This is a genomic window from Pantoea sp. X-Soil-YNGN-785, assembly GCF_059730585.1.
Window position 1 is genome coordinate 3,544,318 of record NZ_AP035942.1, and the last position, 14,689, is coordinate 3,559,006.

Genomic DNA, 14,689 nt, shown 5'->3' on the forward strand with positions numbered 1-14,689 from the left:
CCGCTGGCGTTAAGGTTGAATCATGGATGCTCGTTTTATACAGGCACATAAAGAGGCGCGCTGGTCGCTTTACCTCACACTGCTCTGGCTCGCCGCCTGGGGGCTCTCTGCCTGGCTGGGTGGCAGTGAAATCGGTATTACCGGCCTGCCGCGCTGGTTTGAACTCTCCTGCCTGTTTGCTCCCCTGTTGTTCATTTTTCTGTGCTGGATGATGGTGCGTGTGATTTTCCGCGACATGCCGCTGGAGGATCAAAGTGAACAGTGAAATTATCCTGCCGTTACTGATTTATCTGGTGCTGATTGCCGCGCTGTCGGTATTTGCCGTCCGTAAAAAGCGTGAAGGCAGCTTCCTGACTGAATATTTCCTTGGCAGCCGTTCCATGGGCGGATTCGTACTGGCGATGACGCTCACTACCACCTATATCAGCGCCAGCTCATTTATCGGGGGTCCCGGTGCCGCCTACAAATATGGGCTGGGCTGGGTATTGCTGGCGATGGTGCAGGTTCCCGCCGTCTGGCTGTCGCTGGGTGTGCTGGGGAAAAAGTTTGCCATTCTGGCACGCAAGCATAATGCGGTAACGCTGAATGATATGCTCTATGCCCGCTATCAGAGCCCGCTGCTGATCTGGCTGGCGAGTCTGAGTCTGCTGATTGCCTTTATCGGTGCCATGACGGTGCAGTTTATCGGTGGTGCACGGCTGCTCGAAACCGCCGCTGGCATCCCGTATGACACCGGCCTGCTGATTTTTGGTGGCACCATCGCGCTCTATACCGCTTTCGGTGGATTCCGTGCCAGCGTACTCAATGACGCCATGCAGGGCATTGTAATGCTGATTGGCACTTTTCTGTTGCTGTTCGCAGTGATTCATCAGGCAGGTGGCCTGAGCACGGCGGTGCAGAAACTGCATGACATCGATCCGGCTCTGCTGTCGCCACAGGGGCCGGGCGAGATTATTACGCCAACCTTCCTCAGTTCGTTCGTTGTGCTGGTCTGCTTTGGGGTGATTGGCCTGCCGCATACGGCGGTGCGCTGTATCTCTTATAAAGACAGTAAGGCCGTCCATCGGGCCATTATTCTGGGCACTATTGTCGTGGTGGTGTTGATGCTGGGCATGCATCTGGCCGGTGCGCTGGGCCGCGCGGTACTGCCGAATCTGACCGTGCCGGATAGCGTCATTCCGACGCTGATGATCACTGTTCTGCCACCGTTAGCGGCCGGACTGTTTCTGGCAGCCCCGATGGCCGCAATTATGTCGACAATCAATGCCCAGCTGTTACAGGCTTCAGCCACGCTGATTAAAGATCTCTACCTGCGTGTCGCCCCGCAGCAGCTGGAAAATGAGTCACGGCTGCGGCTGTTATCTGGCACCATTACCTTCGCACTGGGTATCCTGCTGCTGATTGCGGCATGGAATCCGCCCGATATGATTATCTGGCTCAACCTGCTGGCATTTGGCGGCCTGGAGGCGGTTTTCCTCTGGCCGCTGGTTCTGGGCCTCTACTGGGAACGTGCCAATGCCGCAGGCGCCATCACCGGCATGGTAACAGGTGGAGGCTGCTACGCTTTTATGGCGAGCCTTAACCTGCAGATTCTGGGTTTTCACCCTATCGTGCCCTCCCTGCTTTTAAGCCTGCTGGCATTTCTGGTGGGCAACCTGTTTGGACGCGCGCCGCACGTGGCCGACGCGCCGCAACATTGACGGAAAGAGAGACGTTATGCCGTGGATTCAAATCAAAATTAACAGCTCAGGTGAACATGCGGAAACGCTGAGCGATGCGCTGATGGAGATCGGTGCGGTTTCAGTCACCTTTCAGGATACCAACGACACGCCAGTGTATGAGCCGCTGCCAGGCGAAACGCGCCTGTGGGGCGACACCGACGTTATCGGCCTGTTCGATGCAGAAACAGATATGGCCCTGATTACTGCCGAACTGGCGCAGCATCCGCTGCTGGGTGACGGTTTTCGTCACCGGATCGAACAGATCGAAGATAAAGACTGGGAGCGCGAATGGATGGAAAACTTCCACCCGATGCGCTTCGGCGAGCGTCTCTGGATCTGTCCGAGCTGGCGTGATGTGCCGGATCCTGATGCCGTCAACGTCATGCTCGATCCCGGTCTGGCATTTGGCACCGGTACGCATCCCACCACCTCGCTCTGTCTGACGTGGCTTGATGGGCTGGATCTGGAAGGCAAAACGGTGATCGATTTCGGCTGTGGATCCGGGATCCTGGCGATCGCCGCCCTGAAGCTGGGCGCGGCTCAGGCGATCGGCATTGATATCGATCCGCAGGCTATTCAGGCCAGCCGGGATAATGCTGAACGCAACGGTGTCTCCGATCGCCTGTCGCTCTATCTGCCCCACCAGCAACCTGACAATCTGCAGGCTGATGTGGTGGTAGCCAATATCCTGGCAGGCCCGCTGCGTGAACTGGCACCGTTGATCGGGGTACTGCCGAAGTCTGGCGGTCACCTGGGTCTTTCGGGCGTGTTAGAGAGCCAGGCGGAGAGCGTCTGTGAGGCCTATGCCAGCGAGTTCACACTCGACCCGGTTGCGGTCAAAGAGGAGTGGTGCCGGATTACCGGGATTAAATCCTGATTTTAACGTTAGTTCGTTTGCGCTGATATCGCCGTCGCCGTAACAAAGCGGCTTAACAGAATATTCAGCCAGCCCGTAGCGTAAGTTGCGGGCTTTCCCGATTTCAAATGGATGCTTGTATCGTTAATCACGGCATGTGACGTTTTTTATCTGGCGAATTGACGTACTTTTCTGGAATAACTTTTGCTCACAATTTCAGCATAAATAGCTAAATCATTGTTATTTAACATTATTAATGAATAACACCGATCATCATCCGGATTTCATTGATCTTTCTTGCTGATTGTTCAAAGTTTGGCCTTTCATCTTCCTGCAAAAATGCGTAATATACGCCGCCTTGCAGACACAGTATGGCCATTCTGACTTCATGCGTATTGGAAACCTCCAGCTGAGAAATCGACTGATTGCAGCACCGATGGCCGGTATTACCGACAGGCCGTTCAGGACGCTGTGTCACGAAATGGGTGCAGGCATGGCAGTTTCTGAGATGCTGTCTTCTAACCCGGAAGTCTGGGCTAGCGACAAATCTCGATTACGTATGGTTCACAGTGATGAGCCAGGCATTCGCGCCGTGCAAATTGCCGGTTGCGATCCCAGTGAAATGGCGCAAGCTGCACGCATTAATGTTGAGGCTGGTGCACAGGTCATCGACATTAATATGGGATGCCCTGCCAAGAAGGTTAACCGCAAAATGGCGGGTTCAGCCTTGCTGCAATATCCCGCCGTGGTGGAGTCTATTCTCTCCGCAGTGGTTAATGCAGTGAATGTGCCGGTTACGCTGAAAATTCGTACTGGCTGGGATCCTGAAAACAGGAACTGTGTCGCGATTGCCCAATTGGCTGAACGCTGCGGTATACAGGCTCTGACGATACATGGTCGCACTCGTGCCTGCCTGTTCAACGGAGAAGCTGAATATGACAGCATTCGGACAGTTAAGCAGAGTGTCTCCATTCCGATTATCGCGAATGGAGACATAACTGACCCGCATAAAGCCAGAGCGGTGCTCGACTATACAGGGGCCGATGCTCTGATGATAGGACGCGCTGCTCAGGGAAGACCGTGGATCTTCCGGGAAATCCAGCATTATCTGGACACTGGGGAGTTGCTTGCCCCGCTGCCGATGGCAGAGGTCAAGCGCTTGCTTGTTTCGCATATACGTGAGCTGCACGACTTTTACGGTTCAGGCAAGGGATACCGTATAGCGCGAAAGCACGTCTCCTGGTACCTGCAGGAGCACGCCCCGAATGACCAGTTTCGGCGCACATTCAACGCCATAGAGGATGCCAGCGTACAGCTGGAGGCGTTGGAGGCATACTTCGAAAATCTTGCGTAACGAAATAAAGAGCTGAAAGAACTATGTTCGAACAACGCGTAAATTCTGACGTACTGACCGTTTCTACCGTTAACTCACAGGATCAGGTAACTCAAAAACCTTTGCGTGATTCGGTTAAACAGGCACTGAAGAACTATTTTGCTCAACTGAATGGTCAGGATGTGAGCGACCTGTATGAGCTGGTTTTGGCTGAAGTCGAGCAGCCTCTGTTGGACATGGTGATGCAGTACACCCGTGGCAACCAGACCCGTGCTGCCCTGATGATGGGTATCAACCGCGGTACGCTGCGTAAGAAATTGAAAAAATACGGCATGAACTGATTTTTAGTTCTGTCTGTTAATCACGCCAGCCTTCGGGCTGGCGTTTTTATTTGTGCGTCATCGCACAAAGTAACGGCAGGGAGAGTGAAACAGTTGCCTGTCGTATGGTAACTATAGTTGCAATCGCTGGCGTGATATTTCATCCCCTCGCTTTCGTCCGATCTGATTTGATTTAAGTAATGTCCTGCCTCCAGCTTTGCTGCCTATGCCCGTCACTACTGGGCATGTGACGTCCTGCGCATAAAAAAGCAACGTCTTCTCTTCATACATTTCTGCCTGAGCGAGCGCTCACACTGCTCTCATATAGTGAAACTATTTGCACTAAATGTGATCGGGTCGACTCGCATTGCTTCCTTTTGGTGCGCCATATTAGCGAAACTTTCCAGGTGCTTCTGATTATTAACCGTTCTTTCATACGAATTCAGGATTCTGCAAACCTGGCATCAGCTTTGCAGAGTCGTGGATGGCTGACCGCCACAGACAGGAAAAACGCACACCAAAGTGCGCAAACATAACAACATGATCCCGCCACACAGGATGCTTTATGAAAAAGATGATGCTCTCTACGCTGATCGCTGCCGCCTCGCTGGTTGCCATTACTCAGCAGGCACAAGCAGGCACCACACTGGATGCGATAAAGAAAAAAGGTTTTGTTCAATGTGGTATCAGTGACGGCCTGCCGGGCTTCTCCTATGCAGATGCTGGTGGCAAGTTTACCGGTATCGATGTGGATGTGTGTCGTGCTGCCGCCGCCGCGGTATTCGGCGATGCGACCAAAGTGAAATATACCCCGCTGACCGCAAAAGAGCGTTTTACCGCGCTGCAGTCAGGTGAAGTGGATGTACTTTCACGTAACACCACCTGGACCTCATCGCGTGATGGCGGCATGGGCTTCCTGTTTGCGGGCGTGAACTATTACGACGGCATCGGCTTCCTGACTCACCAGAAAGCCGGTCTGAAAAGTGCGAAAGAGCTGGATGGTGCCACCGTCTGTATTCAGGCGGGAACAGACACCGAGCTGAACGTGGCAGACTTCTTCAAAGCCAACAAAATGCAATATACGCCGGTGACTTTCGACCGCTCTGACGAGTCAGCTAAGGCGCTGGACAGCGGTCGCTGCGATACGCTGGCGTCTGATCAGTCTCAGCTTTATGCCCTGCGCATCAAGCTCGGCAAACCCGATGAATTTATCGTCCTGCCAGAAGTGATCTCCAAAGAGCCGCTGGGACCCTTGGTGCGTCGTGGTGATGATGACTGGTTCACCATCGTCAAATGGTCGCTCTACGCCATGCTGAATGCCGAAGAGATGGGCATCAACTCGAAGAATGTTGATCAGATGACAGCTAAGCCGACCACGCCAGATATGGCGCATCTGCTGGGTGCTGAGGGTGACTTTGGTAAAGATCTGAAGCTGGATAACAAGTGGGCCTATAACATCATCAAACAGGTCGGCAACTATCAGGAAAGCTTTGACCGTAACGTCGGTAAAGACAGCGCACTGAAGATCGCGCGCGGTCAGAATGCGTTGTGGAACCAGGGCGGGATTCAGTACGCACCACCGGTACGTTAACAGACCTCACCAATCGGGCACCGTATTCTGCGGTGCCCTACCCCAGCTTTCGTTACTGAGGTTTCAACATGTCACAACGCCCAACCGTGAAAAGGGATTTTTCATTTGGTAATCCCACGGTTCGCGCCTGGATTTATCAGTTCATCGCCGTCGTCGCGGTGCTTGGTGTGGTGGGTTATCTGGTGCATAACACCATTATCAACCTTGCCAATCGCGGCATTACATCAGGGTTTGGATTTCTTGAGCGCACTGCCGGTTTCGGCATCGTTCAGCATCTGATTGAGTACACGGAGGGAGATACCTACGCGCGCGTGTTTCTGGTCGGATTAACCAACACGCTGCTGGTCTCTGCACTCTGTATTGTTTTCGCGTCGATTCTCGGATTCGCGGTCGGTCTTGCCCGCCTTTCTGATAACTGGCTGCTGCGGAAGCTCTCGAATATCTATATCGAAACCTTCCGTAATATTCCGCCTCTGCTGCAAATCTTCTTCTGGTACTTCGCGGTATTACGCAATCTGCCAGGCCCGCGTCAGGCGCTGAATGCGTTTGATCTGGCCTATGTAAGCAATCGCGGACTCTACGTCCCGTGGCCGACCTATGCACCAGGCAGCTGGCCGTTTGTTATCGCACTGCTGCTGGCCGTGGCTGTCAGCTATGGCCTGTACCGCTTTAACCGTCAGCATCAGCTGAAAACCGGTGAGTTACGTCGTACATGGCCCGCCGCTGTTGCAATGCTGATCCTCTTTCCTTTGCTTGCGCACCTTGGGTTTGGTGCAGCAACGCACTGGGATGTGCCGCAACTGCGCGGGTTCAATTTCCGTGGCGGCTCGGTGATGATTCCGGAGCTGGCGGCGCTGACCCTGGCACTGTCGATCTATACCTCGTCGTTTATCGCTGAAGTCATCCGCTCGGGGATTCAGTCGGTGCCGCATGGTCAGCACGAAGCTGCACGCTCGCTGGGTCTGCCGAATCCGGTGACGCTGCGTCAGGTGATTATTCCGCAGGCCATGCGCGTCATTATCCCGCCGCTGACCAGCCAGTATCTGAACATTGTGAAGAACTCCTCACTGGCAGCTGCTATCGGATATCCCGATATGGTGTCGCTGTTCGCGGGATCGGTGCTGAATCAGACCGGTCAGGCCATCGAGACGATTGCTATCACAATGGGCGTTTACCTGATTATCAGTCTGCTGATATCGCTGCTTATGAACTTCTACAACCGCAAAATTGCGCTGGTTGAGCGTTAAGAGAACGGGATAACTATGTCTGTCACTACGCATGAAACGCCCCCCGTGCCGACGACGCCTGTCAGTCGCGCCTGGCTTTGGGCTCGTAAAAACCTGTTTTCCAGCTGGTTTAACACGTTACTGACGCTGTTTTGCATCTGGGTTATCTGGCACGTCATTCCGCCTGCGCTGAACTGGCTGGTCTTTCAGGCAAACTGGATTGGCACTACGCGCGCCGATTGCACCAAAGAAGGTGCCTGCTGGGTCTTTATCCATGCGCGTTTCGGTCAGTTCATGTATGGGCTTTATCCACATGAGCTGCGCTGGCGTATTAACCTGGCGCTGGTGATTGGTCTGCTGTCGATTGTGCCGATGTTTCTCAAAAGCCTGCCCTATCGTGGACGCTACATTGCGGCCTGGGCCGTCATCTATCCGGTGATTGTCTGGTTCCTGCTGTATGGCGGCTATCTGGGACTGGAACGTGTGGAAACACGTCAGTGGGGCGGGTTAACGCTGACGCTGATTATCGCGTCGGTCGGTATTGCCGGTGCATTGCCGCTGGGCATCCTGCTGGCGCTTGGCCGTCGCTCACGGATGCCGGTGGTCCGCACGCTGTCGATTATCTTTATTGAGTTCTGGCGTGGCGTGCCCCTGATTACCGTACTGTTTATGTCATCGGTGATGCTGCCGCTGTTTATGTCTGAAGGCACCACCATTGATAAGCTGGTGCGTGCCCTGGTCGGTGTAATCCTGTTCCAGTCCGCCTATGTGGCGGAGGTGGTGCGCGGTGGCCTGCAGGCATTGCCGAAAGGTCAGTATGAGGCTGCAGAATCGCTGGCGCTGGGCTACTGGAAAACGCAGATGCTGGTCATTCTTCCCCAGGCACTGAAGCTCACCATCCCTGGCCTGGTTAACACCATCATCGCACTGTTTAAAGATACCAGCCTGGTCATCATCATTGGTCTTTTCGATCTGTTCAGCAGCGTCCAGCAGGCAACGGTCGATCCGACCTGGCTGGGCATGTCGACTGAAGGTTATGTCTTTGCTGCACTGGTCTATTGGATTTTCTGTTTTAGCATGTCGCGCTACAGCCAGTATCTGGAAAAGCGCTTTCACACCGGGCGTACATCGCACTGAGGTTTTACATGACTGACTCTATGACACACTCTTCCGACGCGTTGATGATTTCGCTTGAGAACGTGAATAAATGGTACGGGCAGTTTCACGTACTGAAAGACATCAACCTGCAGGTTAAACCCCGGGAGCGCATCGTGCTGTGCGGCCCTTCCGGCTCCGGCAAATCGACCACGATCCGCTGTATCAACCATCTGGAAGAGCATCAGCAGGGGCGTATTGTTGTTGACGGTATCCACCTTAATGACGACGTACGTAACATTGAGCGCGTACGCACAGAAGTGGGGATGGTATTCCAGCACTTCAATCTCTTCCCGCATCTGACTGTTTTGCAAAATTGCACGCTGGCACCTTCCTGGGTGAGAAAGATTCCAAAGAAGGAAGCGGATGAACTGGCTATGCATTATCTGCAACGCGTGCGTATTGCTGAGCATGCGCATAAGTTTCCGGGTCAGCTTTCCGGGGGACAGCAACAACGTGTCGCCATCGCTCGCTCACTCTGTATGAAGCCTAAAATTATGCTGTTTGATGAGCCAACGTCAGCGCTGGATCCTGAGATGGTTAAAGAGGTGCTGGATACGATGATTGGTCTGGCTGAGGATGGGATGACCATGCTGTGCGTCACCCACGAAATGGGCTTTGCCCGAACGGTGGCTGACCGGGTGATCTTCATGGATCGAGGTGAGATCGTCGAAGTTGCACCACCGCAGGAGTTCTTTGCGAATCCTCAATCGGAGCGTACCCGGGCGTTTTTATCGCAGGTTATTCACTGATTACCGACTCCGTTCATCTTACTACCCGGCCTGGTGCCGGGTTTTTTATGGCCTGACCAGCAGGTGCATTGAGCTGACTAACTGGATGCGATGATAAAGGTAAGGGACAGAAGGCTGATAAGAGGAGGTTTTATTGCAGATTATCGGCTTGCCACAACGAAAAAAGCCCTTCGCATATGCGAAGGGCTCTCTCTTATTTGATGCCTGGCAGTTCCCTACTCTCGCATGGGGAGACCCCACACTACCATCGGCGCTACGGCGTTTCACTTCTGAGTTCGGCATGGGGTCAGGTGGGACCACCGCGCTACAGCCGCCAGGCAAATTCTTTTATTTACCGAACTCGTGTCTTAACTGGTGCTGATACCCAGAGTCGAACTGGGGACCTCACCCTTACCAAGGGTGCGCTCTACCAACTGAGCCATATCAGCACACTAAATTTGATGCCTGGCAGTTCCCTACTCTCGCATGGGGAGACCCCACACTACCATCGGCGCTACGGCGTTTCACTTCTGAGTTCGGCATGGGGTCAGGTGGGACCACCGCGCTAAAGCCGCCAGGCAAATTCTGTCTCCGCGCCGCCACAGGGGCCGCGCAGAATATCCGGTAACAAAGCTGAAAATCGTGTCTCTCAAAAACGCCTCTGGCGTTGTAAGGTTAAGCCTCACGGGTCATTAGTACCGGTTAGCTCAACGCATCGCTGCGCTTACACACCCGGCCTATCAACGTCGTAGTCTTCAACGTCCCTTCAGGACCCTCAAGGGGTCAGGGAGAACTCATCTCGGGGCAAGTTTCGTGCTTAGATGCTTTCAGCACTTATCTTTTCCGCACTTAGCTACCGGGCAATGCCATTGGCATGACAACCCGAACACCAGTGGTGCGTTCACTCCGGTCCTCTCGTACTAGGAGCAACCCCCCTCAATTCTCCAGCGCCCACGGCAGATAGGGACCGAACTGTCTCACGACGTTCTAAACCCAGCTCGCGTACCACTTTAAACGGCGAACAGCCGTACCCTTGGGACCTACTTCAGCCCCAGGATGTGATGAGCCGACATCGAGGTGCCAAACACCGCCGTCGATATGAACTCTTGGGCGGTATCAGCCTGTTATCCCCGGAGTACCTTTTATCCGTTGAGCGATGGCCCTTCCATTCAGAACCACCGGATCACTATGACCTGCTTTCGCACCTGCTCGAGCCGTCACTCTCGCAGTCAAGCCAGCTTATGCCATTGCACTAACCTCACGATGTCCGACCGTGATTAGCTGACCTTCGTGCTCCTCCGTTACTCTTTAGGAGGAGACCGCCCCAGTCAAACTACCCACCAGACACTGTCCGCAGCCCGGATTACGGGCCTACGTTAGAACATCAAACATTAAAGGGTGGTATTTCAAGGTTGGCTCCACGCAGACTGGCGTCCGCGCTTCAAAGCCTCCCACCTATCCTACACATCAAGGCTCAATGTTCAGTGTCAAGCTGTAGTAAAGGTTCACGGGGTCTTTCCGTCTTGCCGCGGGTACACTGCATCTTCACAGCGAGTTCAATTTCACTGAGTCTCGGGTGGAGACAGCCTGGCCATCATTACGCCATTCGTGCAGGTCGGAACTTACCCGACAAGGAATTTCGCTACCTTAGGACCGTTATAGTTACGGCCGCCGTTTACCGGGGCTTCGATCAAGAGCTTCTCCTTGCGGATAACTCCATCAATTAACCTTCCGGCACCGGGCAGGCGTCACACCGTATACGTCCACTTTCGTGTTTGCACAGTGCTGTGTTTTTAATAAACAGTTGCAGCCAGCTGGTATCTTCGACTGGCTTCGGCTCGGGGAGCAAGTCCCTCCACCTACGCGCCAGCGTGCCTTCTCCCGAAGTTACGGCACCATTTTGCCTAGTTCCTTCACCCGAGTTCTCTCAAGCGCCTTGGTATTCTCTACCTGACCACCTGTGTCGGTTTGGGGTACGATTCTGTGTTACCTGATGCTTAGAGGCTTTTCCTGGAAGCAGGGCATTTATCACTTCAGCACCGTAGTGCCTCGTCGTCACGCCTCAGCGTTAATAAGGGACCGGATTTACCTGGACCCTCCGCCTACACGCTTAAACCGGGACAACCGTCGCCCGGCTGATATAGCCTTCTCCGTCCCCCCTTCGCAGTAACACCGAGTACAGGAATATTAACCTGTTTCCCATCGACTACGCCTTTCGGCCTCGCCTTAGGGGTCGACTCACCCTGCTCCGATTAACGTTGAACAGGAACCCTTGGTCTTCCGGCGAGCGGGCTTTTCACCCGCTTTATCGTTACTTATGTCAGCATTCGCACTTCTGATACCTCCAGCATGCCTCACAGCACACCTTCGACGGCTTACAGAACGCTCCCCTACCCAACAACACATAGTGTCGCTGCCGCAGCTTCGGTGCATGGTTTAGCCCCGTTACATCTTCCGCGCAGGCCGACTCGACCAGTGAGCTATTACGCTTTCTTTAAATGATGGCTGCTTCTAAGCCAACATCCTGGCTGTCTGTGCCTTCCCACATCGTTTCCCACTTAACCATGACTTTGGGACCTTAGCTGGCGGTCTGGGTTGTTTCCCTCTTCACGACGGACGTTAGCACCCGCCGTGTGTCTCCCGTGATAACATTCTTCGGTATTCGCAGTTTGCATCGGGTTGGTAAGCCGGGATGGCCCCCTAGCCGAAACAGTGCTCTACCCCCGAAGATGAGTTCACGAGGCGCTACCTAAATAGCTTTCGGGGAGAACCAGCTATCTCCCGGTTTGATTGGCCTTTCACCCCCAGCCACAGGTCATCCGCTAATTTTTCAACATTAGTCGGTTCGGTCCTCCAGTTAGTGTTACCCAACCTTCAACCTGCCCATGGCTAGATCACCGGGTTTCGGGTCTATACCCTGCAACTTAACGCCCAGTTAAGACTCGGTTTCCCTGCGGCTCCCCTATACGGTTAACCTTGCTACAGAATATAAGTCGCTGACCCATTATACAAAAGGTACGCAGTCACCCCCATAAAGAAGGCTCCCACTGCTTGTACGTACACGGTTTCAGGTTCTGTTTCACTCCCCTCGCCGGGGTTCTTTTCGCCTTTCCCTCACGGTACTGGTTCACTATCGGTCAGTCAGGAGTATTTAGCCTTGGAGGATGGTCCCCCCATATTCAGACAGGATACCACGTGTCCCGCCTTACTCATCGAGCTCACAGCATATGCGCTTTTGTGTACGGGAGTATCACCCTGTACCCTGCGACTTTCCAGACGCTTCCACTAACACACATGCTGATTCAGGCTCTGGGCTGCTCCCCGTTCGCTCGCCGCTACTGGGGGAATCTCGGTTGATTTCTTTTCCTCGGGGTACTTAGATGTTTCAGTTCCCCCGGTTCGCCTTGCAGCACTATGTATTCATGCTGCAATGATGCACAGAGTGCACCGGGTTTCCCCATTCGGACATCGACGGCTGTAGCGGTTCATATCACCTTACCGTCGCTTTACGCAGATTAGCACGTCCTTCATCGCCTCTGACTGCCTGGGCATCCACCGTGTACGCTTAGTCGCTTAACCTCACAACCCACAGGCGTTTTTCAACGCTGTAAGCTGCAAGCATTTGAGAGACTCGAACATGTCGTATTTTTCATTCTTATTACGGAGAATGAAAACGACACGTCGTTTCAATTTTCAGCTTGTTCCGGATTGTTAAAGAGCAAATATCTCAAACGCGGCCCGGCTGCTTACGCAACCAAATCGGTTTTGAGATACTGTATGGAGACACCTTTCACCTGTCACCAAGCAGGTGGCGTCCCCTAGGGGATTCGAACCCCTGTTGCCGCCGTGAAAGGGCGGAGTCCTAACCGCTAGACGAAGGGGACACGATAGTGTCACGACTTCGCAGCCGTCCTGCTCATTACTTTTTTATCAGACAATCTGTGTGGACACTGCGCGGGAAGGTATCTTCAGGTAAGGAGGTGATCCAACCGCAGGTTCCCCTACGGTTACCTTGTTACGACTTCACCCCAGTCATGAATCACAAAGTGGTAAGCGCCCTCCCGAAGGTTAAGCTACCTACTTCTTTTGCAACCCACTCCCATGGTGTGACGGGCGGTGTGTACAAGGCCCGGGAACGTATTCACCGTGGCATTCTGATCCACGATTACTAGCGATTCCGACTTCACGGAGTCGAGTTGCAGACTCCGATCCGGACTACGACGCACTTTGTGAGGTCCGCTTGCTCTCGCGAGGTCGCTTCTCTTTGTATGCGCCATTGTAGCACGTGTGTAGCCCTACTCGTAAGGGCCATGATGACTTGACGTCATCCCCACCTTCCTCCGGTTTATCACCGGCAGTCTCCTTTGAGTTCCCGACCGAATCGCTGGCAACAAAGGATAAGGGTTGCGCTCGTTGCGGGACTTAACCCAACATTTCACAACACGAGCTGACGACAGCCATGCAGCACCTGTCTCAGAGTTCCCGAAGGCACCAATCCATCTCTGGAAAGTTCTCTGGATGTCAAGAGTAGGTAAGGTTCTTCGCGTTGCATCGAATTAAACCACATGCTCCACCGCTTGTGCGGGCCCCCGTCAATTCATTTGAGTTTTAACCTTGCGGCCGTACTCCCCAGGCGGTCGACTTAACGCGTTAGCTCCGGAAGCCACTCCTCAAGGGAACAACCTCCAAGTCGACATCGTTTACGGCGTGGACTACCAGGGTATCTAATCCTGTTTGCTCCCCACGCTTTCGCACCTGAGCGTCAGTCTTTGTCCAGGGGGCCGCCTTCGCCACCGGTATTCCTCCAGATCTCTACGCATTTCACCGCTACACCTGGAATTCTACCCCCCTCTACAAGACTCAAGCCTGCCAGTTTCAAATGCAGTTCCCAGGTTAAGCCCGGGGATTTCACATCTGACTTAACAGACCGCCTGCGTGCGCTTTACGCCCAGTAATTCCGATTAACGCTTGCACCCTCCGTATTACCGCGGCTGCTGGCACGGAGTTAGCCGGTGCTTCTTCTGCGGGTAACGTCAATCGACGCGGTTATTAACCACATCGCCTTCCTCCCCGCTGAAAGTACTTTACAACCCGAAGGCCTTCTTCATACACGCGGCATGGCTGCATCAGGCTTGCGCCCATTGTGCAATATTCCCCACTGCTGCCTCCCGTAGGAGTCTGGACCGTGTCTCAGTTCCAGTGTGGCTGGTCATCCTCTCAGACCAGCTAGGGATCGTCGCCTAGGTGGGCCATTACCCCGCCTACTAGCTAATCCCATCTGGGTTCATCCGATAGTGAGAGGCCCGAAGGTCCCCCTCTTTGGTCTTGCGACGTTATGCGGTATTAGCCACCGTTTCCAGTGGTTATCCCCCTCTATCGGGCAGATCCCCAGACATTACTCACCCGTCCGCCACTCGTCACCCAAGAGCAAGCTCTCTGTGCTACCGTCCGACTTGCATGTGTTAGGCCTGCCGCCAGCGTTCAATCTGAGCCATGATCAAACTCTTCAATTTAAGTTTGATTTGCTTAAACAAGTTAAGCGGTGCTCATCTGTAAAACGTCATAATGAATTTCATTATGTGTTCACTCGTGAGGCTTTGATATTTTGTTGCGTCCGGAGACGCTGATATCAATCCTGCGAGTGCCCACACAGATTGTCTGATAAATTGTTAAAGAGCAGTGCGAACAGTGCGTTAGCGTCCTGTCGCGAGGTGGCGTATATTACGCTTTCCTCCTGCAGAGTCAACTTCTATTTC

9 protein-coding genes, 2 tRNA genes and 4 rRNA genes are annotated in these 14,689 nt (G+C 53.7%); 9 read left to right on the top strand and 6 right to left on the bottom strand.

What is annotated here, in order from left to right:
- The first annotated feature begins 22 nt into the window (after positions 1–22).
- The 9 genes from AC6I8E_RS16430 to AC6I8E_RS16470 all read left to right on the top strand — a co-directional run bounded on the left by AC6I8E_RS16430 (position 23) and on the right by AC6I8E_RS16470 (position 8,954).
- Positions 23–265: a YhdT family protein gene (locus tag AC6I8E_RS16430; RefSeq protein ID WP_013359214.1), complete on the top strand. Its 243-nt coding sequence runs from the start codon at positions 23–25 to the stop codon at positions 263–265.
- Positions 255–1,700, top strand: a complete 1,446-nt coding sequence (gene panF, locus AC6I8E_RS16435; protein WP_013359215.1) for a sodium/pantothenate symporter — start codon at positions 255–257, stop codon at positions 1,698–1,700. Before AC6I8E_RS16430 ends, panF begins: the two co-directional genes overlap by 11 nt.
- 16 nt (positions 1,701–1,716) lie before the next feature.
- Positions 1,717–2,598: a 50S ribosomal protein L11 methyltransferase gene (gene prmA / locus AC6I8E_RS16440; RefSeq protein WP_033784125.1), complete on the top strand. Its 882-nt coding sequence runs from the start codon at positions 1,717–1,719 to the stop codon at positions 2,596–2,598.
- Between the two features lie 367 nt (positions 2,599–2,965).
- On the top strand, positions 2,966–3,931 hold the full coding sequence (dusB, locus tag AC6I8E_RS16445; RefSeq protein WP_497824713.1) for a tRNA dihydrouridine synthase DusB: 966 nt from the start codon (positions 2,966–2,968) through the stop codon (positions 3,929–3,931).
- Positions 3,932–3,954: 23 nt separating this feature from the next.
- Positions 3,955–4,251 (top strand): DNA-binding transcriptional regulator Fis, encoded by a 297-nt coding sequence (gene fis, locus AC6I8E_RS16450; RefSeq protein WP_003855228.1) that lies wholly within the window; start codon positions 3,955–3,957, stop codon positions 4,249–4,251.
- A gap of 544 nt (positions 4,252–4,795) precedes the next feature.
- Complete coding sequence (locus AC6I8E_RS16455; protein ID WP_095706608.1) at positions 4,796–5,821, top strand: amino acid ABC transporter substrate-binding protein; 1,026 nt, start codon at positions 4,796–4,798, stop codon at positions 5,819–5,821.
- Positions 5,822–5,889: 68 nt separating this feature from the next.
- On the top strand, positions 5,890–7,068 hold the full coding sequence (locus AC6I8E_RS16460; RefSeq protein ID WP_033784127.1) for an amino acid ABC transporter permease: 1,179 nt from the start codon (positions 5,890–5,892) through the stop codon (positions 7,066–7,068).
- Positions 7,069–7,083: 15 nt separating this feature from the next.
- Entirely contained in the window at positions 7,084–8,184 is a 1,101-nt protein-coding gene (locus AC6I8E_RS16465) for an amino acid ABC transporter permease (protein ID WP_013359220.1), read from the top strand.
- A gap of 8 nt (positions 8,185–8,192) precedes the next feature.
- Positions 8,193–8,954 (top strand): amino acid ABC transporter ATP-binding protein, encoded by a 762-nt coding sequence (locus AC6I8E_RS16470; RefSeq protein ID WP_013359221.1) that lies wholly within the window; start codon positions 8,193–8,195, stop codon positions 8,952–8,954.
- A gap of 202 nt (positions 8,955–9,156) precedes the next feature.
- Here AC6I8E_RS16470 and rrf (AC6I8E_RS16475) read toward each other — a convergent pair.
- The 6 genes from rrf (AC6I8E_RS16475) to AC6I8E_RS16500 all read right to left on the bottom strand — a co-directional run bounded on the left by rrf (AC6I8E_RS16475) (position 9,157) and on the right by AC6I8E_RS16500 (position 14,446).
- Positions 9,157–9,272, bottom strand: a 5S ribosomal RNA gene (gene rrf / locus AC6I8E_RS16475).
- 34 nt (positions 9,273–9,306) lie between these two features.
- Positions 9,307–9,382: transfer RNA gene (locus AC6I8E_RS16480), tRNA-Thr, on the bottom strand.
- Between the two features lie 14 nt (positions 9,383–9,396).
- Positions 9,397–9,512, bottom strand: a 5S ribosomal RNA gene (rrf, locus tag AC6I8E_RS16485).
- A 92-nt stretch (positions 9,513–9,604) separates the two neighbouring features.
- Positions 9,605–12,512: ribosomal RNA gene (locus AC6I8E_RS16490) — 23S ribosomal RNA — on the bottom strand.
- 230 nt (positions 12,513–12,742) lie between these two features.
- Positions 12,743–12,817 (bottom strand) — tRNA-Glu (locus AC6I8E_RS16495).
- A gap of 89 nt (positions 12,818–12,906) precedes the next feature.
- Positions 12,907–14,446: ribosomal RNA gene (locus tag AC6I8E_RS16500) — 16S ribosomal RNA — on the bottom strand.
- Together the 16S, 23S and 5S rRNA genes with 2 tRNA genes alongside form the textbook arrangement of a ribosomal RNA operon.
- Between the last annotated feature and the right edge of the window lie 243 nt (positions 14,447–14,689).